The 20,838-nt window shown below is 50.0% G+C and carries 20 protein-coding genes; 10 read left to right on the plus strand and 10 right to left on the minus strand.

Annotated features, from left to right (window positions below; all coding sequences use genetic code 11):
* On the plus strand, positions 1–319 hold a 319-nt coding region (locus M0R47_RS18540), incomplete at its 5' end, for an ATP-binding protein (protein ID WP_292557551.1).
* An 88-nt stretch (positions 320–407) separates the two neighbouring features.
* Here the strand turns inward: M0R47_RS18540 and msrB are convergent.
* On the minus strand, positions 408–971 hold the full coding sequence (gene msrB, locus M0R47_RS18545; RefSeq protein WP_292557553.1) for a peptide-methionine (R)-S-oxide reductase MsrB: 564 nt from the start codon (positions 969–971) through the stop codon (positions 408–410).
* 235 nt (positions 972–1,206) lie between these two features.
* On the opposite strand from msrB, the gene M0R47_RS18550 reads away from it, so the two are divergent.
* The 4 genes from M0R47_RS18550 to M0R47_RS18565 all read left to right on the plus strand — a co-directional run bounded on the left by M0R47_RS18550 (position 1,207) and on the right by M0R47_RS18565 (position 5,724).
* Positions 1,207–1,791: a nucleotidyltransferase family protein gene (locus M0R47_RS18550; protein ID WP_292557555.1), complete on the plus strand. Its 585-nt coding sequence runs from the start codon at positions 1,207–1,209 to the stop codon at positions 1,789–1,791.
* Positions 1,792–1,796: 5 nt separating this feature from the next.
* Positions 1,797–2,594 carry an XdhC family protein gene (locus tag M0R47_RS18555; protein ID WP_292557557.1) on the plus strand — a complete coding sequence of 266 codons (798 nt, stop codon included), beginning with the start codon at positions 1,797–1,799 and terminating at the stop codon, positions 2,592–2,594.
* 320 nt (positions 2,595–2,914) lie between these two features.
* Positions 2,915–3,382 carry a (2Fe-2S)-binding protein gene (locus tag M0R47_RS18560; RefSeq protein WP_292557587.1) on the plus strand — a complete coding sequence of 156 codons (468 nt, stop codon included), beginning with the start codon at positions 2,915–2,917 and terminating at the stop codon, positions 3,380–3,382.
* Complete coding sequence (locus tag M0R47_RS18565) at positions 3,379–5,724, plus strand: xanthine dehydrogenase family protein molybdopterin-binding subunit (protein WP_292557559.1); 2,346 nt, start codon at positions 3,379–3,381, stop codon at positions 5,722–5,724. Before M0R47_RS18560 ends, M0R47_RS18565 begins: the two co-directional genes overlap by 4 nt.
* 360 nt (positions 5,725–6,084) lie before the next feature.
* Here M0R47_RS18565 and M0R47_RS18570 read toward each other — a convergent pair whose 3' ends face one another.
* The 3 genes from M0R47_RS18570 to M0R47_RS18580 are packed head-to-tail and all read right to left on the minus strand — an operon-like array spanning position 6,085 to position 8,943.
* Complete coding sequence (locus M0R47_RS18570) at positions 6,085–7,650, minus strand: cytochrome B6 (RefSeq protein WP_292557560.1); 1,566 nt, start codon at positions 7,648–7,650, stop codon at positions 6,085–6,087.
* Between the two features lie 20 nt (positions 7,651–7,670).
* Positions 7,671–8,087 carry a DUF2892 domain-containing protein gene (locus tag M0R47_RS18575; protein ID WP_292557562.1) on the minus strand — a complete coding sequence of 139 codons (417 nt, stop codon included), beginning with the start codon at positions 8,085–8,087 and terminating at the stop codon, positions 7,671–7,673.
* Positions 8,088–8,136: 49 nt separating this feature from the next.
* On the minus strand, positions 8,137–8,943 hold the full coding sequence (locus tag M0R47_RS18580) for an OBAP family protein (RefSeq protein WP_292557564.1): 807 nt from the start codon (positions 8,941–8,943) through the stop codon (positions 8,137–8,139).
* Positions 8,944–9,153: 210 nt separating this feature from the next.
* Between M0R47_RS18580 and M0R47_RS18585 the strand changes: the two genes are divergently transcribed.
* Complete coding sequence (locus M0R47_RS18585; protein ID WP_292557566.1) at positions 9,154–9,468, plus strand: hypothetical protein; 315 nt, start codon at positions 9,154–9,156, stop codon at positions 9,466–9,468.
* 95 nt (positions 9,469–9,563) lie between these two features.
* Here the strand turns inward: M0R47_RS18585 and ftsH are convergent, their stop codons facing one another.
* From ftsH to M0R47_RS18610, 5 genes are all read right to left on the minus strand, one after another.
* Positions 9,564–11,543: an ATP-dependent zinc metalloprotease FtsH gene (gene ftsH / locus M0R47_RS18590; RefSeq protein ID WP_292557568.1), complete on the minus strand. Its 1,980-nt coding sequence runs from the start codon at positions 11,541–11,543 to the stop codon at positions 9,564–9,566.
* Positions 11,536–12,270, minus strand: a complete 735-nt coding sequence (locus M0R47_RS18595) for a hypothetical protein (protein ID WP_292557570.1) — start codon at positions 12,268–12,270, stop codon at positions 11,536–11,538. The genes ftsH and M0R47_RS18595 overlap by 8 nt, the downstream gene beginning before the upstream one ends.
* Before the next feature lie 47 nt (positions 12,271–12,317).
* Positions 12,318–12,566: a DUF2934 domain-containing protein gene (locus M0R47_RS18600; RefSeq protein WP_292557572.1), complete on the minus strand. Its 249-nt coding sequence runs from the start codon at positions 12,564–12,566 to the stop codon at positions 12,318–12,320.
* Between the two features lie 131 nt (positions 12,567–12,697).
* Positions 12,698–14,854, minus strand: a complete 2,157-nt coding sequence (locus M0R47_RS18605; RefSeq protein ID WP_292557574.1) for a bifunctional diguanylate cyclase/phosphodiesterase — start codon at positions 14,852–14,854, stop codon at positions 12,698–12,700.
* Positions 14,855–15,118: 264 nt separating this feature from the next.
* Positions 15,119–15,310: a hypothetical protein gene (locus M0R47_RS18610; RefSeq protein ID WP_292557576.1), complete on the minus strand. Its 192-nt coding sequence runs from the start codon at positions 15,308–15,310 to the stop codon at positions 15,119–15,121.
* A 421-nt stretch (positions 15,311–15,731) separates the two neighbouring features.
* On the opposite strand from M0R47_RS18610, the gene M0R47_RS18615 reads away from it, so the two are divergent.
* The 3 genes from M0R47_RS18615 to M0R47_RS18625 all read left to right on the plus strand — a co-directional run bounded on the left by M0R47_RS18615 (position 15,732) and on the right by M0R47_RS18625 (position 18,961).
* The gene (locus tag M0R47_RS18615) at positions 15,732–16,163 is read left to right on the plus strand and encodes a helix-turn-helix domain-containing protein (RefSeq protein ID WP_292557578.1); all 432 of its coding nucleotides are present in this window, start codon (positions 15,732–15,734) and stop codon (positions 16,161–16,163) included.
* Between the two features lie 262 nt (positions 16,164–16,425).
* Positions 16,426–18,321 (plus strand): PAS domain-containing sensor histidine kinase, encoded by a 1,896-nt coding sequence (locus M0R47_RS18620; RefSeq protein ID WP_292557580.1) that lies wholly within the window; start codon positions 16,426–16,428, stop codon positions 18,319–18,321.
* A complete protein-coding gene (locus M0R47_RS18625) occupies positions 18,311–18,961 on the plus strand; it encodes a response regulator (RefSeq protein WP_292557581.1) in 651 nt (216 codons plus the stop codon). Before M0R47_RS18620 ends, M0R47_RS18625 begins: the two co-directional genes overlap by 11 nt.
* A 158-nt stretch (positions 18,962–19,119) precedes the next feature.
* On the opposite strand, the gene M0R47_RS18630 is transcribed toward M0R47_RS18625, so the two are convergent.
* Entirely contained in the window at positions 19,120–19,860 is a 741-nt protein-coding gene (locus M0R47_RS18630) for a zinc ribbon domain-containing protein (protein WP_292557583.1), read from the minus strand.
* A 294-nt stretch (positions 19,861–20,154) separates the two neighbouring features.
* Between M0R47_RS18630 and M0R47_RS18635 the strand changes: the two genes are divergently transcribed.
* A complete protein-coding gene (locus M0R47_RS18635) occupies positions 20,155–20,592 on the plus strand; it encodes an NUDIX hydrolase (protein WP_292557585.1) in 438 nt (145 codons plus the stop codon).
* The last annotated feature ends 246 nt before the right edge of the window (positions 20,593–20,838 follow it).

Consider the following 20,838-nt stretch of genomic DNA (forward strand, 5'->3'; position numbering starts at 1 on the left):
AAACCTGATACGAAACAGCGTTAATGCTTTGCAAAACTTACCCGAAAAACAGTCGCGCCAGTTAACCATCCACAGTCAATTGACTCCCGGTAACAGCATACAGGTCAGCGTAAAAGACAACGGGCCTGGGATAGATGCGGCGCAAAAACAAAAGGTATTAACGCCCTTTTACACCACTAAGGCGGAAGGTATGGGCATGGGGCTGTCTATCAGCCGTTCGATCATCGAAGCCCATGAAGGTGCGTTGCGCTTCAAAAGTGAACCAGGGGAAGGCACTACTTTTTATTTCACGCTGCCGATAGAGAAAGAGAAAATCTAATTACATCTTGTCAATTACCCGCTCGCAGGTTGGGCCAGCCCAACATTTCCAACAACACTAACACAGTGTCGAAATTGCTTTATGCACATTACTTACCCGTCTTAAACTCCGTCAAGAATTTCCCATAACCGGCGGATTCCATTTCGTCTACCGGAATGAATCGTAATGCAGCCGAGTTGAGGCAATATCTGAGTCCGGTCGGTTTTGGGCCGTCATTGAACACGTGCCCCAGATGCGAATCACCATAACGGCTGCGAACTTCCGTGCGTGGAATAATCAGCAGAAAGTCTTTTTTCTTAACGATATTCTCAGGCGCTATCGGACGGGAAAAACTGGGCCAGCCCGTGCCTGAATCATATTTATCCCTGGATGAAAATAAGGGTTCACCGCTGACGACATCGACATAAATACCCTCCCGCTTTTCATTCCAGTAGGCATTGTTAAACGCCGGTTCCGTAGCTTCTTCTTGTGTCACCTGATATTGCAACGGCGTTAGCGTTTTGCGTAACACGTCATCAGCGGGTTTGCTGTATGGAGTGCTGGCTTTTTCCTGGCCGACTGTTAAATGTAAATCTGGCTGCCGGTTGGTTTCGGCATGACTGCCTGTTGCAAATACAACGACAATAACTAATAAGAATATATTTGTTTTCATGACATATTCCTCTCGTATAGATAAGCTTTAGGCCGGTTGCTGCGTTATTGCCGAAGCTACAGCACCGTATCGCGTATTGCAAGCATGGCGAGGTTATCTGCGGCGTCATTGCGTCCTACTAAACTTGCCAATCGGAGGGGGCGGTGATAATGTCCCTAGCCCTGACTCACACGAACCCGGACAAGACTATGATTACCCAGGCACCTCAAAGCTTCTGTCGGTTGCATTTAGACTGATGGGACCAATTGTCGGCATCTTACTGGCCGCCGGAGCCAGCCGGCGCTTTGGCGCTGACAAACTGACCCAACGTTTGCCCGACGGCGATCGGGTGGCGGTGCGAGCCTGCCGCAACCTGTTGGCCGGCACGGATAGGGTACTGGCGGTGGTGCGAGAAGGCAGCGAGGAATTGACGGCTCTATTGCAGGCCGAAGGCGCGGAAGTCCGGGTCTGCGCCGATGCCGGACAAGGCATGGGCGCGAGTCTTGTTTTTGGCGTCCATGCGTGTCCCGACGCCGCCGGCTGGCTGATTGCGCTGGCGGACATGCCGTGGATAGAACCCGCCACCATCCGCAAGGTGGCGGATGCGTTACGTTCGGGCGCGGCCATCGCTTCACCCTGCTGGCAAGGCAGGCGCGGACATCCGGTGGGCTTTTCGCAATTTTTAGGCCCGGAACTGGCCGCGCTGAGCGGCGATGAAGGCGCGAAAGCGGTGATTCAGGCGCATCTTGATCAACTTCGTCTCATTGACTGCGCTGATGCAGGCGTGCTTCGGGACATCGACAAGCCGGAAGATTTATCAATTCTGACAACCATTAAATAACCATCGTGACCCTCGACCTTCTTGATCTCCAATTTGAACTGCGCCAAGCGCGCCGCCCTTATGCCCTGGCCACCGTAGTGGAAATACTCGGTTCTTCCTCGGCCAAACCTGCGGCCAAGGCACTGCTCGACCGCTCCGGCAAGATCATCGCCGGCTGGGTCGGCGGCGGTTGCGCGCAATCCATGGTGTCCAATGCGGCGCTTGAATGTCTTGATACCGGAGAACCCCGCGTGATTGAAATCGACCTGAATGATGAAGTTTTCGGTGCGGGCATGCCCTGCGGCGGCAGTATGCGGGTGTATGTGGAACCGGTCTTGCCCAAGCCGCAACTCTGGCTCATGGGGCATGGGCGCATCGTCGAGGGCCTTTGCGAGTTCGCCCACCGTTTGGGATTCGAGGTAATTATCAATGACCCGCAGGCCACGGAAGAGCGCTTTCCCGCCGCCGACCGTATCATCAGCGACGATTGCCGTTATCAGCAGTTGCAGCCACAGCCGGGCGATTTTGTGGTGATAGCCACCCACCACAAGGGCGACTATGATTCCCTCGCCCGAGCCCTGCGATCCGAAGCCCTGTATATTGCGCTGGTTTCCAGCCGCAAGCGGGCGAATCTGGTATTAACGCGCTTGGCAAAGGAAGGTTTCCCCGAATCCAGCCTTGCCAAGGTGCGCGCTCCCGCCGGATTGGATCTGGGCGCGAAGCTGCCGGAGGAAATTTCCTTGTCCATCGTCAGCGAGATGGTACTGGTGAGGCGGGGCGGCCGCGGCGAACCCTTAAGCAAGGGGCTGTCGGCAACGGAATAATTAAGCTTAACCCCTATTAGTAATGACCATGAAACAATTTGAACAACTCGTGGGGTGCAAGCAGTAGGGTACGCATCGCGTACCATTTCAACTGCTCCAAGATTAAATAAGGTACGCGATGCGTACCCTACGATCCTTTAATATTTTCGTGCTTTTCCAGGATTAAATGATTTTTTCCAGGATTAAGCAGCCGATTAGAATTCCATCACGAACCTCCGGTCAGCTTCCTTTACTGACCGGTGCAACGCGAGTAACATTTCGTAAAAGCCCATGTGCCCTGCTACAAAAACGCTTCAGATAACAGGAAGGAGAAACACCCGATGACAATGCTCAACATCAACGGCAAGTCCCATAAGATCGACTTACCGCCGGACACTCCCCTGCTGTGGGCCTTGCGCGACCAACTGGGCCTGACCGGAACCAAATTCGGCTGCGGCATGGCACTATGCGGCGCCTGTACGGTGCATCTCGACGGCAAACCCACTTTCGCTTGCGTGGTGCCGATCTCCGCCGCTGCCGGCAAGAAAATCGTGACCATTGAAGGCATCAACCAGGACGCGACAGGGCAAAAGGTCCAGGAAGCCTGGGTTACGCTAGGCGTACCGCAATGCGGTTATTGCCAGCCCGGCCAGATAATGGCCGCCACGGCGCTGCTCAAACAAACCCCAAAACCCACCGATGCCGATATCGACAAGGCCATGAGCGGCAATATCTGCCGCTGCGGCACCTATTGCCGCATCCGAGCCGCGATCAAACAGGTCGCAGGAATCGCGGAGATCAAGCCATGAAAAAGCCACTGCATAGCCCCGAATTGAACGCTGACGACGACAGCCTGCATATCGCCAACATCAGCCGCCGCGCTTTTCTGAAGGATATGGCGCTCACCGGATTCGTGCTAGCCGCAGGCTTTCCCGCGCTGGCTTGGCCGGATGAAACCGCCCAGCCCGCAAAACCGGAAAAGTATGGCGCCGACGCTATGCCGCACGGCTGGGTAGACAATCCGCTAGTGTTCGTCGCCATAGCGAACGACGGCACGGTGACCATCATCTGTCACCGTTCGGAAATGGGGCAAGGCATACGCACCAGCTTGCCGATGGTGGTGGCCGACGAACTCGAAGCCGACTGGGCACGTGTGCGGGTCGAACAGGCGCCCGGCGACGAAGTGCGTTACGGCAACCAGGATACCGATGGTTCCCGCAGTATGCGCCATTTCTTTATGCCCATGCGCCGGGTCGGCGCGGCCGCCCGCGCCATGCTGGAATCGGCGGCGGCGGCGCAATGGCGAGTGCCGGTTCAAGAAGTCCGCGCCGAGCACCACCATGTTGTTCATACTGCCACCGGCAGAACGCTCGGCTACGGCCAGCTGGCTAAAGCGGCGGCAAAACTGCCGGTGCCTGCGCGAGAAACCTTGCGCTTGAAAAAACCGGCGGATTTTCGTTACATCAGCAAGGGTCAGACCGGGCTTTATGATGGGCGGGATATTGTCACGGGCCGGGCGCAGTACGGTATCGACCCCCGACTCGAAGACATGCTTTACGCCGTGGTCGCGCGCCCGCCGGTATTCGGCGGCAAGGTCTTGAGTTACGATGCCAAGGATGCCCTCAAAGTACCGGGCGTGGTTAAGGTGATCGAACTGCCAAGCAGCCCTCCGCCCGCAGACTTCAACCCGCTAGGGGGAATCGCCGTGATCGCCCGCAATACTTGGGCCGCCATTCAGGGCCGCAAGGCGCTCAAAATCGACTGGAGCAAAGGGCCGCACGGCAGCTACGATTCCGTGGCTTACAAGGCCGAGCTCGAAGCGGCCGCGCGCAAGCCGGGCAAAGTGGTGCGCAACGACGGGGACGCCGATACTGCGCTAAAAGATGCGGACAAGCGAGTGGAAGCTGAATATTATGCTCCGCATCTCGCCCACGCCCCCATGGAGCCGCCGGCAGCGACCGCACGCATCGTCAAAGGCAAATGCGAAATTTGGACCTGCACGCAGTCCCCGCAGCTCTGCCGGGAACGCGTAGCCAAATGGCTCAAGTTGCCGGAGGACAATGTCACGGTGCACGTCACCCTGCTGGGCGGCGGTTTCGGGCGCAAATCCATGCCCGATTATGTCATTGAAGCCGCGCTGATATCGCAGGCGATGAACGGCAAGGCGCTCAAGCTAACCTGGACACGCGAGGATGACCTGCACCACGCTTATTTCCACACGGTTTCAGTCGAACGGCTGGAAGCGGGGCTGGACGACGAGGGCAATGCGGTGGCCTGGCTGCACAGAACGGTGGCACCGACCATTTCGTCCACTTTCGCTCCCGGCAGCAAGCACCAGATGCCGGCCGAACTGGGCATGGGCGTTATTAATGTGCCTTTTGCCATCCCTAATCTGCGGGTCGAAAATCCGGAAGCCGAAGCGCATACCCGCATTGGCTGGTTTCGATCAGTGTCCAATATCCCGCATGCTTTCGCCATTCAATCGTTTGTTGCCGAACTGGCCGCTGCGGCCGGACGCGATCATAAGGATTTTCTGCTTGACCTGATTGGCCCGGCTCGCCGCATTGATCCGCGCACCCTGAGCGATACCTGGAATCAGGGCGAATCACCGGAGACCTACCCGGTAGACACGGGACGCTTACGCAGGGTGATCGAAACCGTTGCGCGCGAGGCAGGCTGGGGACGCACGCTAGCCAAAGGCAGCGGCTTGGGTCTGGCGTCCCATTACAGCTTCGTCACTTATGTTGCGGTTGTGGCGGAAGTAGCCGTCAACGACGACGGCGAGCTGAGCATACCTCGCATTGATGTGGCCGTGGATTGCGGCCCGCAAGTCAATCCGGAGCGTATCCGTTCGCAGATCGAAGGCGCCTGTATTATGGGGGTGAGTTTAGCTACGCTGGGCGAAATCAGTTTTAAGGACGGTGCGGTGATGCAAGATAACTTCCATGACTACCAACTCACCCGCATGGACAATGCGCCCCGCGAGATCCGGGTCCATCTGCTGCCCGCGACCGAGTTCGACACGCCGCTCGGCGGAGTCGGCGAGCCGGGTGTTCCGCCCATTGCGCCGGCATTATGCAACGCGATTTTTGCCGCTACCGGCCAGCGTATCCGCCAACTGCCTATCCGGGACCAACTGCGGAAGGCCTGAGGTGAGACTGTGAAAGTATTACGAAAATCAGGCTGAAAGAATTATTTACCACAGAGGACACAGAGAGCACGGAGTTAATAAGATATAAAACTCCGTGTTCTCGGCGACTGCTTCTGCGTTGTCGAGGAGCGGAAGCTTTTCCGATACTCCGATTGCTGCCGATTAGACCTTCCAGGTTTTACGACTGCCATGGATGGCGGAAGTGCTGGAGCCGCCGGGAGCGGCTCCGGTAAAAACCTGGAAGGTCTGCCTATCGGACTATTTCCCGCATCAGCAATAATTTCATCCAACCCGTTTGACTTAATGGCCGCGGCATAGCACGTGAGAGCCGGACAATCCCTGTCTTAGACTCCGGCTCAACTACAACTGCCGCATAAATGCCACCAGGTCCTGCTTCTCCTGAGCATTGAGCTTGAGTTGCAGGACGATATTAAAAAACTCCACGGTATCTTCCAGCGTCAGCGCACGGCCGTCATGCAAATACGGCGGTGAATCTTTAATACCTCGCAAGGTGAAGGTCTTGATCGGCCCATCGCCCGGTTCGTCCTTCAGGAAGCGCTCAAGATGCAGATCGTGCATCTGGTGATCCAGGTAGGTTGGAGGAACATGGCAGTTCGAGCATTGCCCCTTGCCAAAAAAGAGTTGTTCGCCGCGCGCCTCGCTTTCGCTTGCTTTGGCGGGATCGAGTCTGCCGGTGCCCAGGTTGAGCTTGGGCGCGGGAGGGAAATCGAGCATGTTCTGCAATTGCGCCATATGGCTGACCGGGATGCGGTCCAAGATGTTCATGCCCTTCTTCGCGGCATGAATCTGGTCGCCGTTAAAATAGGCGGTACGCTGCTCAAACTCGGTGAAGTCTTCAACCGAACGAAGGCTGCGCTTGGAGCCGTGAATCTGCTGGTTAAACACGCCTCTAAGACTGGTGGTGTCAAGCCGGAAGCGGCGTTCCTGAGGCCGAATGTCGGGACTCAAGTGAAACTGTCCGGTGGTATGGCCGTTAACATGGCAATCGAAACAGGTTACCCCGAGGCTCGGCTCGCGGGTCTTGCGGTCGTCGGTGGCGTTGAATTCCTCTTGCGGGAACGGCGTCAGCAGCATCCTGAAACCGTCGAGTTGCACAGGCGTCAATAAATCCTTAAACAAGCGGTGAAAGTTGTTTATGGAAACGACCTCGCCGCGGGACACATCGCCCAGCTCCGGACGGTTGTTCAAGAATATGGCGGGCGGGAACTCCGGCAGGAAGGCGTCGGGCAGGTCGAAATCCACGTCAAAACGTTCAAGCCGCGGGAACATGTCGATCTGCATTTTCGGAAAGACTTGGCCTCCGTTCGCATGCAACGGGTGCGGCAGCGAAGGGTAAGGGAATATTCCCTGACTCTTTATTTGTTCCGGGGTGGTTTCGGCGAGTTTCTCCCAGGTCATTCCTGAAGACAGCCGGGCCGTGGGGCCTACCGCCAGAGGCTTGCCTCGGGACATTTTAACCGCCGGGTCGAGCTTGGCCGCCAGGTTATAGCGCCGCTCCAATAATGCTTTTTGCGCGTCCATAACATCGGCTTTACCGGCACTCTCTTTTTTAGTGATGTCTTCGGGTTTTTGCATAGGCTGGTCGGCATTCAAGGGGTCTCGAAAGAAATCGAAGCCCGATACCTTGCCCTCCTTCGGCTGGCCCTTCAAAGCCGGCGATACGGACGTGGCTTTGGGCGCATAGAAGATGTCCGAACGATCATGATCGGTCTTCTTTTGCTCCGGCCTATCACTTCGAACCATCCTTGACGTTTGTGCCTCTGCGATGGCATCGTTAGCTCGTTTAGAACTGTCGGCCGGCGCCTGGGCAAACGCGACTGCGCAACCGCCTAGAAACATCCCAAACACTACTTTCGCCATCCTCTTAAAATAAACGGATGGCTTAGTCAATCGGTTACGGGTCATGATCATCTCCTTAATGTGACTTAAGCTAATTTTTCGAAATCGCCGCGCAGAACTTTCAGGCTGTATTTCTCGCGGTCAATTTCTCCCTGTGTCCGTATCCCGAGCCTTCGAAATATCGAGATTGGCGGACACCAACCCTGTATCGCATGCTGTAATAAAAAGGCCGCAACGCCGGTGGACAACCACATCCACTTGCGGCTGCCCGTCCTCGACAACATAAGACTGAGCAAAGCAACGGTTGCCGCATTAGTTTCCAATGCGCGCTCTATATCCCATTCCCTGTCCAGTTCATCAATGCGTTGCGTTATCTCTTCCGGGCTTGCTCCGTTATAGCGCTGTATTGTCCAATCGATATCGGCATCAATGCGCTTGTTAATCTCGGGATGGGTATGCAGACGAACCCGATCCGTCTCTGGAGGTAGTGGTGATGTGGGCATAATTAATCTCCTCTTCTATTAGCTATTGCACTAAATAGTTGGGATACTGCTATTTCGGATGCTCAGCGTTTTTATCCGCAACTCCGGGAAGTGCTGTTGTAGGTCCGGGGAACTTCCCTTTTAACGCATCGACACCCATCTGGGGCTTGGCCAAAGAAGTTAACTCGGAAATCTTATAGCGCTGCTCGCTGGTCATGACATTCAGCCGCTTGTCACGTTGTTCGAGCAAACCGGGCAAGGCTTCCCCGTCATGGTTAAACGACCACTCCAGAGTAGGCTCGCCCAAGGGTATTTTGTCGCCGTTTTTTCCAAACGGCGCGGAATTCCATAGATGCCAGGTTTTACCGTAGCTGTTCATCTTGCCTTTCATCAGCTCTTTTTCCGCCATTTTGGGAATGCCCGGCGCAATCAGCTGGCCGGACAAAATCTCATAATTATGCGGGTGCCAGAATTGTTTCTCTTGTTCGGGAAAAGTCTCGAAGAGTGTTTCCGAAACGATATACTCAATACCGATCAGGTTGGCCTGCCGTGTATTGCCGTCGAACAGCGTACATTGCGCAAAGTCTTCATTGACCTGATGGCAGTAATGATGGGCTTCCATCTGATGGCTCGGGTCTTCTTTGGAAGCATGAAAACCATCCAGGTAAATATCCAGGGATTTCAGCGGGGAATTAGCTTGTAACATGGCGGCCCCAACCTCAAGCATCTGGGTTTTAGCGGTTTTATCCTGACCTTCCGGCTGAAGCGAAGATTCGGCGGAGGGTTCACAAGCTGTCAGCAGGCCGGAAAATATCAGGCTAAAGCCAACGCATGAGGCAAAGTTCAGAGCATGTTCAATCTGCTTAGGTTGATTCATCGTATTTCTCCTGAGCAATTTGTTTTGGCTAAAACCAAGCTAAGGACGAGCTATAAAATCCTTCAAGTTACTTTAGGTGTTTAACCAGCCAAAGTATGTGCGTTAGAGTACACAGAAGTTAAATTTTTCTTGGCGAAGTGGGGGGGAAGTAGTGTGTGCTGGAGAACGCGAAGCCCAGCGCTTACGGAGAGTTACGTCAAGCACGGCTCCATGGATGGAGGAGGTAGAGCACCAACAGTAGGCGCTTTAGGCGATGCAGGAGCAATTGCCGAGGCGCAGCTTCCGCTCCTGCTCACGCTAAGTACCTACATAATCCACAGGGATGTGGTGGCCGCGATTGCTCCAGGCAATCTTGCGGCATTTCCTCCATCCTTGGAGGTCAATGCAGATATTGCAGGAGCAAATATCTGTCCCTGTAGGCAACGCAGGAGCAATTGCCGGGAGCTTGAGGGCACGGACCACAAGGCTTTAGACCATAGCAGCGTACAGCCGCCACAAGAAGACGGTAAATGGATAGCGATCTAAGCCATTAATTCAAACGGAAAGTAAGCGGCACTTTGAAACGAAAGATAAGGACTTCCTCTCTAAGCCGATGCTTGCAGGGCATAGCGATTTATTTCTTATGCCGGTTGCTTAAGCGGCTCCTTGGTATCGCTGCCGATCAATGACAGCATTTCCTCCCGGCTGATGACCTCTTTTTCTTGTAGATAATTGGCTAGTTTCTCTAATGCCGGGCGGTTTTTGATGATGATTTCACGCGCACGTGCTTCGGCCTCTTCAACCAACGCCATTATTTCAGTATCAAGAAGACGCGCTGTCTCATCGGAATAATTGCGATATTCCGGAACATCTGTTTCAAGGAACTGGAGTTGCTGGCGCTTGCCGTAAGTCAACGCGCCCATTTTTTTACTCATGCCCAGACTACAGACCATGTTGCGGGCAATCTCGCTGACTTTTTCCAGGTCATTATGGGCGCCGGTTGAGATGTTTCCGAATACAACCGATTCGGCCATGCGTCCGCCCAGCAATATGGCCATTTGATCTTTCAGTTCATCTTCTGTGGACAAAAACTTTTCCTCGGTCGGCAATTGCAGAGTAAACCCCAATGCCGCCACGCCGCGGGAAATGATCGATATTTTATGGACCGGCTGGCCGGTCGGCACATGCTCGGCGACCATCGCATGCCCTGACTCATGGAAAGCGACCCGGCGTTTTTCATCCGGGGTTAACACCCGGTTTTTCTTTTCCGGCCCGGCCAATATGCGGTCGATAGCCGCCTCGAAGTCTTCTTTCTCGACTTTGTCATGACCGACCCGCGTTGCCATAATCGCCGCTTCATTGGCGATGTTGGCAAGGTCGGCGCCAACCAGGCCCGGCGTACGTTTGGCGATGATTTCCAAATCGATATTCTTAGCCAGTACCAGTCCTTTGGTATGCAATTTAAGAATCTCGATACGATCCCGCATATCCGGCTTATCGACAACAATCTGGCGGTCGAAACGCCCGGAGCGCAACAGCGCTTTATCGAGAATTTCCGGGCGATTGGTTGCCGCCATCACGACCACGCCGACGGAGGTATCGAAACCGTCCATTTCGGTCAGCAGTTGGTTTAAGGTCTGTTCGCGCTCGTCATGGCCGCCCATCATCACCGGGCCGCCGCGTGTACGGCCAATAGCGTCAAGCTCATCGATAAAGATGATACAGGGCGCTTTATTCCGCGCCTGTACAAAAAGCTCGCGCACTCTGGCCGCGCCGACGCCGACAAAAAGCTCGATAAATTCGGAGCCGCTGATGTTGAAGAACGGCACTTGCGCTTCACCGGACACGGCGCGCGCCAGCAGGGTTTTGCCGGTTCCGGGCGGCCCGACCAGCAATACGCCTTTGGGCATACGTCCGCCCAGTCTTTGGATTTTTTCCGGCGATCTCAAAAAGTCGATGGACTCCTTAAGTTCCTGTTTGGCGCTATCGACACCGGCTACATCATTAAAGGTAATTTTGGCTTGAGTATCCTGATGGATATGAATCTTGTCGCCCAAATTAAGAAAGGATTGTGCGCCGCCAGCCGCGCTGCGACGCATGATCCATGACCAGACGAACACCAGAATGACCATCGGGATAACCCAGTTGAAAAGAATATTGGTTAGCCAGTTTTCGCTGCTTCTAACCACAAAATCAACCTTGTTTTGCTCCAGCATTTGGGCAAGATCATTTTGCCACAGAGGAACGGTCATGAAGTTTTTGGGCGACTCTTGCGGATCGTCTGACTTGATAACACCGGTAATATACCGCTCGGTCACCACCGCTTTGTCGATTTTCCCCTCTTTAACCAGCTTCATAAACTGGCTGAAGGGAATTTCATCTTGCTGCACTTCCCGGATGCTGTTAAAAAACGTCAGCAACAGGATAAACATCAACACAAAGAAAAAGAATCTCTTTTGTTTGGCCCCGCCACCTTCATCTGTCGGTTTGTTGAGTTCCTTCTTCGGCCCCTGTTTGGATAAATAACTTAAACCAGTCATCACTAAATCCTTCAGGTAGATGAAAAAATCACCCAGCAACCTGAGCACCGTTTTTAAAATATCATTTTTTGAATCATCCATCGTGTTGATGTCCTGCCACGACTCTCCGATTTTGAAAATAATCTATCGACTCATCAAGCATTGAAACAATCTCTTCACAGTCAATAATATTCTTACTATTACTAAGAATATGATTCGCCAGTTTGGTTATTGCCGCCCAGTTGGCGCGGTCATTTACAAAGTCAAATGCGACGGTAAACAACTCATCCAATTTTTCTTCCCTTTGATGTTGGTTGGGAGAAAAGCTTTGTAAATATTCGTGAGCTAAGGCAAGATCGGAACTGCCGCCATAATTCTTTAACGCTTTCAGATTGACTAACTGATGGTTAAAGAGCTCATCATCCGTTTCGGCAACATGTTTAGCTTCAGCCAGCGGCCCGATCAACAAATTAATAACATCGGCCTCAAAAGCCTTCATATAATCATGTAATAATTGCGCCATTGCATCGTTGTGCTGTGTTAATTCACGTACCAGACTATCAATAGAAGGAGGCAGCAATTCGATTAACCGCCCGCCTTCAACTCGTGCAAGACAATCATCATGAGTTGTTTGGTAAGCCATGATGTCAGCATCTGTCACCTCTCCCATGTCCTTGAAAATAATTTTAAAAAAAATAGGGGGCAACTGTCTGGCTTTGTTGTTTAAATGAATACCCGCCGCATGTCCCGCTTCATGAAAAGCGACACGCTGTTTATGCTCTATTAATTTTTCCTGATTAAGAGCTTCAATTATATTGTTTCGTTTCATATTCAACACCATAGCTTTATATCAACACACATTGTGATCCATAAAAATCACTCAACATCCTGAAACCAATAGAAATATTGATTTTTAATTTCCGACTCTGCCTCCAACCAGTCTTCTATTTCATGACCACTCAAAAATCCCCTTTTTTCGGCTTTGCAGTAGGCTCGTTCTGCAATCATTTTTTGAAGCTTTTCCTTATCTACAACCTCCTTATCTGACTCTTTAACGACGTTAAAATCAGCCACAATCTCACCCCCTGCGTATTCCGAAAAAGCATCTTTTTGTTGGTTTTGCATTCTATGCAGGAAGAGGTAGTGGAACAATTCGTATGATTACTTAGCAATTCTAACGCCAACTTTTAGCCGACTTGAATCGGAGAGATGTTTTTTTAGGAATTTAGACGCACATGGACCGTTAGGCCCAGTCTTTATTCGGACAATTTTCGGAAGATGTTTGCCCAAGGCAATACCGGAGAGCTGTATAGATGCCCTTGCCCCTGATCGCAACCTAATTCCATCAATCGGTTCTGCTGGGCTTGCGACTCAATCCCCATGGCAATAATTTGCAAGTGCAAACCATGGCCCAAGGCGATCAGTGCGCGGGTAATGTCTTCATCATTGATGTTGCTCAACATATCAACGACAAGCGAGCCATTAATTTTCAGTTTTTTTACAGGGATACGTTTTAAGTTGTTAAATGAAAAACAGCCTACGCCGAAATCATCAATAGTCAGGTCTATTCCCAAGGCAACCAATTGGTTGAGCGCCTTTATGGTGTGCTCTGAATTATCCATGAAACCGCTACCGATCAGTTCCAACTCGAGATAACACGGATCAAGTCCAGTCGAACGCAATACGCGTTCAACCGTAGCGACAAAATCAGAGCGTAAAAACTGAATCGCGGAAACATTAACGACCATTTTTTCGACATACAAATTCTCATCCATCCATCGGATCATTTGCGTACATGCGTTTTGCAATGCCCATTCACCGAGCGCCACGATAAAGCCGCTTTCCTCGGCTATGGATATAAATTGTTTAGGGGATATCAATCCCAGCGTTGGATGCATCCAACGCACCAGGGATTCAACGCCTACAAGTTTCCCGGTTTTAAGACAAACCTGCGGCTGGTAATACAGAATCAATTCATGCCGCTCTATGGACTGGCGTAACGCGCATTCCATAGACATTTTTTCAAAGGCTTCGGAAGTCAGCTCCAGGCTGTAATATTGGAAATTATTCCGCCCTTCTTTTTTGGCTCGATACATAGCGGCATCGGCATTTTTAATCAACGTTTCCGTGTCATGTCCATCCTGTGGAAACAGGCTTATTCCCACGCTGGTCGACATTTTCAACCGGTAACCTTTAATATAAACGGGGGCATTAAAAGTATCGATCAGCTTTCGTGCAAGCTTGGCGGGGTTTTTGGCATCGGGAATGTTTTCCATAAACACGACAAACTCATCACCGGCATAACGTGAAACCGTGTCTTCTTTCCTGACCAGGTTTTTTATGCGTTTTGCCGCCTCTCTTAACAAGCCATCGCCAACCGCATGGCCGTAAGTATCGTTAATGCCCTTAAAGCGATCAAGATCAAGAAATAATACGGCAGCCTGCGAGCCTTCCCGAAGCGCGTTTTGCAATGAATGATCAATTCGATCCTTCAATAACAATCGGTTCGGCAATTTAGTCAATGGATCATGGTAGGCCAAAAAGCCCAGATGATCCTGGGCTTTCTTAAAATGCGTGATATCCATGAAAACATGAACATAATGCGCTACTTCCCCGCTTGCATCCTTTACCTCGCTAACGGTCGTCCATGAAGGAAAGTCTCCATTGATTTTATGGCGACGCCATACTTCACCCTGCCAGTTATTTACAGGTCCGGCCAGCCCATTTAATTCGTCATCGATTTTTATGCTGTTTTTCTTCGACTGTAAAAAGTGAGCATTCTGCCCGTAAACATCCTGATGGGTAAATCCGGTTATGGCTATAAACGCTTCATTGACTGAAATTATTTTTTTGTCTTTATCGGTAACGAATATGCCTTCCCCGATATTATTAAAGATCACCGACGCCATGCTCAGCTTGCCTTCGGACTGCTTTTGCCGAGTAATGTCCGTCAATGTCATTAATATCTGGTGAGGCTGACGCTCACCCGCCCTAAATTCAGGCACCGAATTAACGACAACCCAGAGGTAATTTTGTTGTTCAGGATTAAACAGCCCCATAACCACGCCTTCCACAGGCTTTCCCGTGCGCAAAGCCACTACTGACGGCTGCTGTTCTTCCGGAAAATTCGAGCCGTCTTCCTTGATAACCTTAACGCAGGAATCAACAAACTTACGCCCTATGGTGATGTCGCGAGGAAGCCCCAGAAGCTGCTCGGCGGCCTTGTTAACAGCGACCACAATACCGGCCGCATCCAAATAAATAACGCTCTGATCAATGTTTTCAAATAAGCTGCGATATCTTGCTTCACTAATCCGCAAGGTATCGATAGCCAGACTATGATTGGTTATTTGAGACATAGTGAAAGAAAATGAATTAAGCACTCCGAGATATTCCTTAAGTTTGTCGAACATTGCATTTCTATTCCTTGGATAATAAAGAGATCGATCATTTGATAGGTCGTCTCTAAAAAATTAAGTCATCTTTCAAGAAGAACTCAAAGTAGCCTGCAATAAAAAAATATTACGTAGAGCAGATTTCACGCAGAAGCTTCGTCAAAGAAAAAAGCCGTCTTGATAGAACGGGCTTGGCACAAAGGCTACAGCCAACATGAGCCGCCAATTACCCGGATTTGCCTTTTTGCAAAAGCAATCTGCTTCTCGGACTGGCTTGATACTTCAACGAAAAAATTTGGGTTTCTTATCTTCTGCATGTGCATTTTTCTTGAATTTGGTTTTTACTTCTTTGTAATATTCAAGCTCAGCATTCATGAATTGCTTTTCTTTTAACTCAATATCAATCCCGGAAATTTTATATTGCCAATCTGTACCCAATTGTTGGATATCATCTTCAAAATTCATCACTGCCATATCGCTCTCCAGATTTTCTAGCATTGGTCTGATAAAAACTGACTGGAAGCCGGCGGCCTTTAAACAACTCCGCCGACTTAAACACTGAACGACGGTTGCTATGGCTAAATAGGCGTGTACAGGTCTACCATCAAGTTCTGGCTGAATCTTATAGCAAAGAAAAAAGCGGTAAAACTCGTACGCATACCTAGGTAGTATTGCTTATGTATTTTCACTCATGAATGCCGTACCATCGGACAATGTGAAAAAATAAGAACTTGCGGCACTCGCCTGATTCATCAAGTAGTTGCTTTAGCTGTCATTCCTGCCAAATATCTACAGATTCCAGTATCTTGTATAAATAATGTTGATTGCGGGAAGGGAGTATCAGGCCGGCGCTTAATTGCATTATTAACATAATTAATAGGTTATACTCGGCGTTATGTCTCCAAAAGCTCCGGAAATCAAACTAACGGAAGAACAAAAAGCGCAGCTTGAAAAGATAACGCGAAACCAAAATGCCGCCCGAAGATCAGTCGAGCGAGCCAAAATTATTTTAGCCTGCGCCGAAGGTAAGCAGAATTGGGAAATCGCGCTCGATTACCAAATGTCATTGCCGCGAGTCAGCAAATGGCGCAGCCGTTTTGCCGAAGAAGGCATCACCGGGCTCGAAGACGCCCGACGTTCCGGCAAGCCTGCAATCTATGGAGAGACATTTAAAAATGCTCTCTTATTAAAACTGGAAGAAGAACCGCCTGAAGGTCTTGTACGCTGGAATAGCCAGGCTCTGGCCGAGGCACTTAATGCCAGTAAATATGCGGTATGGCGAGCTTTGAAAAAAGAAGGCGTACATCTATATAGAGTGCGCCATTAATGCCTTGGCATTGTTCCATCAATTACCCATGTAAATGGGGTGCAATGAAATGAAAAGAGTCGAAAAAATATGATCGTTAAATTTAACAGTAACTTAATAATTGGAATTTTTATTTGAATTGTAAAAACAAACGCACAAAAATAAAGAATAATCATGTAAAGACTAAACATATTGCTGAAGTGAAATATCAATAAGGGGAAATGGCGTGTTTATTCTAGAGAATCATCTTATTTAGCTGACCAGCAGAAACGGATACTGATTAATGAGCAAGTCACATAATGAGCATCTGAGTGCTATAAGTTTTGATAATACAGCTGAGGCCTTTCTGGATAAGCATCGCGAAGCTATCCGACAAAAAGCGGAACTCATGCTGCAGTACTCAAGTGCCGATATTGCCAGAATGTCTGCTGACGATATTCAAAAGCTGCTATTTGAGTTTCAGGTTCATCAAATAGAACTAAAAATGCAGAATGAGGAGCTAAACAGGGCGCATCAAGAACTTACTGCATCCCGCGATGACTACGCGCGACTTTATGATTTATCTCCTGTAGGTTACCTGTCGCTGGATGAAACAGGGATCATTCAGAACTCCAATATGGCAGCAGCAGCCCTACTGGGCTGTCCAAGAGAAGAGCTTATCAACAAGAGATTGGGGAAGTTTATTCACCCTTCCGATCAAGATAACTATTATTTCTTTGTTCATCATCTTTTAGCCCAAAAAGCCGGCCAAGCTACCCAAGATACGAGTAGCGACTCGCCCGTTCATCTAGAATGCAAGCATTTCCAGCTTTACACGAACACGGCGCAACCCGCCGATAACAGCAAAAAATTAACTGTTGAGTGTCATGCAAGGGTCGTTTGCAACAGCAACAACGTATTACAAATATGCCTAACCATTAATAACATAACCGAACGTACGCAAGCGCAGGAAACTATCGCTTACCTTAATGAAAAGCTGGAAGAAACAGTTCGCAGACAAACCACCGAACTGATTGTCAGCAATCTGAGTTTAATGAAAAAAGTTGAAGAGCTTCGCCGCTCCAAACATCAACTCCTGGAGCGGGAAGCAAAGCTCAATTCCATTTTTAATGCGTCAGTGGAAGGTATCATTACTATTAACGTATCCAACATCATTGTATCCGCGAATGCCGCAGTAGAGGCTATCTTCGGCTATCAACCGGAAGAGCTGGTTGGTTGCAGTATCACCAAGCTTATGCCGTCATCGCCAAAAGACATCAGCGATTGTAACTCTCCTCATGAAGAAAAAATGCCAGGCCAAATTCAGGAAGTTGATGGCCTGCACAAAAACGGTTCCGTGGTGCCGCTGGATCTGTCCGTAGCGGAGTTTTCAATCGACAATGCGCACTATTTCACCCACATTGTGCGCGACATCAGCCTGCGCAAACACCGGGAACAGCAAGACAAGGAACATCTGGACGAACTCGCCCATGTCACGCGCCTTGGGCTGATGGGCGAAATGGCGTCCGGCATTGCGCATGAGGTTAATCAGCCACTGTCCGCGATTTCCAGCTATACGCAGGTCAGTTTACACCTGATCAATACTGAACCCCCCGATCTGGTAAGGCTTGCCGAGATTCTGCACAAAACCCAGCAGCAGGCTTTACGGGCGGGGCGGATCATTCATCGCATGCGGGAGTTCGTCAAGTCCCATTCAAAACATCGTTCGGCCGCCGATATTAATTCGTTGATTCATGACACTGTCGGCTTATGCATTGCCGATCTTAAACAAAACGGCATAAGGCTGGCATTTGAGTTGAGACATAATCTACCGCCTGTTTATGTCGATCAGATACAAATTGAGCAGGTCATCATAAATCTGCTGCGAAACAGTATTGACGCGTTAAAAAGCTTACCCGCCAAACAACAACGCCAAATATCTATCCAAAGCCAGCTGACGCCCAATGACAGCATACAGGTCAGGATCAAAGATAACGGACCGGGGCTTGACAAAGACCAGCAACAACAGGTACTGACGCCTTTTTATACCACCAAAGCGGATGGCATGGGCATGGGACTCTCCATCAGCCGCTCGTTAATCGAAGCCCATGATGGAACCTTGCATTTCAATAGCCATCCCGGAAAAGGCACTACTTTTTATTTTACCATCCCCATAAGGAGAAAATCTGATGAGCAATGACAACTCAACACCCGTTGTATATTTAGTTGATGATGAATTCGCGATACGTGACTCGCTTGCTCTCTTGATCGAATCAACAGGCCAGACAGTCAGAAGTTTTGAATCCGCCGAAGAATTTTTGAACAACTATGTTCCTGATCAACCGGGATGTCTGCTTCTGGATGTTAGAATGCCTTTAATGACCGGTCACGAGCTTCAGGCCGAATTAATAAATAGAGGGATTAACATTCCCATCATATTCATCAGCGGTCATGCCGATATTGCCGACTCGGCGAAAGCGTTCAGGTCCGGCGCTGTCGACTTTCTGGAAAAGCCGTTCGATAATGAAATATTGCTGGAACGGATCAATGAAGCCATTAAAAAGGACATTGCGTTCAGGGAAGAATTCACCAAGAAACGCCGCATACAAGACCGCATCGATCACTTAACATCAAGAGAAAGGGAAGTCCTGGGGCTGATTGTCAAAAGTCACTCCAACAAGGAATCCGCAAAAATACTCAATATCAGCAATCGCACTGTAGACGTCCATAGGGCCAGCATCATGGAAAAAATGCAGGCTGAAAATGTCGCCGAACTGATAACAATGGTCATGTATTGCGAATCGCCAGACAGCTTTTCACCTGAGAAAAAAGCTCATTAATAAGGTGATAGCTTGGATCGAAAATTTTGTATTACTCACGGTTATCTATCAGATAGCCACGCCAATTCGTATTGGACTTGTCGAAGAATAAGCGCTGTCGAGGCATATCACGCAACGGTTTGAGTTGCTCATGCTTCGACAAGCTCAATACGGACGATTTAAAGCTTGCATCGCTTAACCAGCAAAAAACCGCACCATGACAAGGACAACAGCATAATGGCAGCCCCTGTCACAAAGGCCGCCTTAGCCAGAAAATGGTCGTATTGCAAAAGGCCGGACTCAGTCAAAAGATACTGCCAATCATGAAAACCATAGGGTGCCGAATGGCCGAAATTACCGCCCAATAACGGCAACTGCCCTGCCCTGGCATCGTTCACATACGGCGCGATATCCAGAAAATTTTCGCCGACCCACCATAACGCTACCGATGCACCGAACGGGTCCCGTGTTTTGAGCAACAGCACGCCCATGCAAATCGACGGCATTAACAGCTGCCCCAGCGTTCCGCCCAATGAGGTGATAAATGCGCCGAACGGCCTGAAAATAATATGCCCCGCTTCATGAAAAGGCAGATTGACCAGATGCAGGAAAGAATTGCCGGCCGCATTGCTGTCGATCGATGAACCAATCAACTGCCAGCTCCAGATAACGAGACCCGCAAGAATAATCGACCTGCCTATTAAGTAGGGCAAGGTGCATTGTTGTGATTCGTGAAACAAAATCTGTGCCAGCGGGTTGACGTCATCCTCTTCGTATAACGTGACAGTAACCGCCTGAGCATCCTGCCGATCCGCCTGTTCAGGATGATATTTCAGGTATTTTTCAAAGACGATGCCGCAATGGGGACAGATTTCAGTTTGCAGATGCAGCTCATGTAAACACTTGGGACAGTTGTTCATAGTTATTGAGTAGGTTACGGTTAAATTCGAGCGTTTTCACTTTAACCGTTTCCATGCTTTTTTCAACCCTTGCCAATATAGAGGTAGGGTACGCACCGCGCACCTCTTCGGATTTGATTCATAGGGAAAATTTGAAAATGGTACGCGGTGCGTACCCTACGATACTTTTTTGGAACGTGGCAAACGCTTGCAAGTAGCGTGATGGCTCACGAAGCATCAACGCTCATGGTATATTTCATCAAAGCATCATAGCCGGAAACTTAACCATTTTTAACCGCATTTTAAGGAGATCACATGTCAAAACCCATCACCCCTTTGCTGGCAGCCGATATTCTGGTTGAACTGATAGACCAGTCTGACCGGCCATTTGTACTGATTGAACGCGCCTATCCACCCTATGGCTGGGCAGTGCCGGGCGGTTTTGTCGACGTCGGCGAAACGGTGGAACAGGCCGCGATTCGAGAGGCCAAGGAAGAAATTTGCCTGGATATTACCCTGACGGCTTTGTTGGGCATTTATTCCAATCCCGAACGAGACCCTCGCAACCATACCGTGACTGCCGTCTATGTTGCCGAGGCTACAGGACTGCCGAGAGCTGCCGACGATGCAAAAAATTTAGGCATTTTTACTTTCGACAACCTTCCCCCGGTGCTGGCATTCGACCATGCCCAAGTTGTGGAAGATTATAAAAACTACCGGATGACCGGGAAAGTTACGCCGTTGCGGGTGTAAATGAAAAAGCCTTTGTCCACGAAATACACAAAAGACACGAAAGAATTCGAGAAATATTGGAGTTCAAAGCTGGCTTTGAACAATTTACATGTACAAGGCTAGCCTTGTACTCCAGCACCGTAGATACCGTCTTGAAAGTCAACTTTAAATCGCATAATTGGCTTGATAAGGTTGACGAGTTTTCAAGACGCCAAAACATAAGTGCACCAGCTTACGCATGGCAGCCCCCAGCGCGGACATTTTGCT

The sequence above is a fragment of the Methylobacter sp. genome (assembly GCF_023227905.1).
Classification (GTDB): Bacteria; Pseudomonadota; Gammaproteobacteria; order Methylococcales; family Methylomonadaceae; genus Methylobacter_A.

Bases quoted from the DNA above. Each gene is read 5' to 3' on its own strand.
- msrB (WP_292557553.1), bottom strand. From the start codon at position 971: ATGAAAACAAATATATTCTTATTAGTTATTGTCGTTGTATTTGCAACA.
- M0R47_RS18550 (WP_292557555.1), top strand. From the start codon at position 1,207: ATGGGACCAATTGTCGGCATCTTACTGGCCGCCGGAGCCAGCCGGCGC.
- M0R47_RS18560 (WP_292557587.1), top strand. From the start codon at position 2,915: ATGACAATGCTCAACATCAACGGCAAGTCCCATAAGATCGACTTACCG.
- M0R47_RS18565 (WP_292557559.1), top strand. From the start codon at position 3,379: ATGAAAAAGCCACTGCATAGCCCCGAATTGAACGCTGACGACGACAGC.
- M0R47_RS18570 (WP_292557560.1), bottom strand. From the start codon at position 7,650: ATGACCCGTAACCGATTGACTAAGCCATCCGTTTATTTTAAGAGGATG.
- M0R47_RS18575 (WP_292557562.1), bottom strand. From the start codon at position 8,087: ATGCCCACATCACCACTACCTCCAGAGACGGATCGGGTTCGTCTGCAT.
- M0R47_RS18580 (WP_292557564.1), bottom strand. From the start codon at position 8,943: ATGAATCAACCTAAGCAGATTGAACATGCTCTGAACTTTGCCTCATGC.
- M0R47_RS18585 (WP_292557566.1), top strand. From the start codon at position 9,154: ATGGATGGAGGAGGTAGAGCACCAACAGTAGGCGCTTTAGGCGATGCA.
- ftsH (WP_292557568.1), bottom strand. From the start codon at position 11,543: ATGGATGATTCAAAAAATGATATTTTAAAAACGGTGCTCAGGTTGCTG.
- M0R47_RS18595 (WP_292557570.1), bottom strand. From the start codon at position 12,270: ATGAAACGAAACAATATAATTGAAGCTCTTAATCAGGAAAAATTAATA.
- M0R47_RS18600 (WP_292557572.1), bottom strand. From the start codon at position 12,566: ATGCAAAACCAACAAAAAGATGCTTTTTCGGAATACGCAGGGGGTGAG.
- M0R47_RS18605 (WP_292557574.1), bottom strand. From the start codon at position 14,854: ATGTTCGACAAACTTAAGGAATATCTCGGAGTGCTTAATTCATTTTCT.
- M0R47_RS18610 (WP_292557576.1), bottom strand. From the start codon at position 15,310: ATGGCAGTGATGAATTTTGAAGATGATATCCAACAATTGGGTACAGAT.
- M0R47_RS18615 (WP_292557578.1), top strand. From the start codon at position 15,732: ATGTCTCCAAAAGCTCCGGAAATCAAACTAACGGAAGAACAAAAAGCG.
- M0R47_RS18620 (WP_292557580.1), top strand. From the start codon at position 16,426: ATGAGCAAGTCACATAATGAGCATCTGAGTGCTATAAGTTTTGATAAT.
- M0R47_RS18625 (WP_292557581.1), top strand. From the start codon at position 18,311: ATGAGCAATGACAACTCAACACCCGTTGTATATTTAGTTGATGATGAA.
- M0R47_RS18630 (WP_292557583.1), bottom strand. From the start codon at position 19,860: ATGAACAACTGTCCCAAGTGTTTACATGAGCTGCATCTGCAAACTGAA.
- M0R47_RS18635 (WP_292557585.1), top strand. From the start codon at position 20,155: ATGTCAAAACCCATCACCCCTTTGCTGGCAGCCGATATTCTGGTTGAA.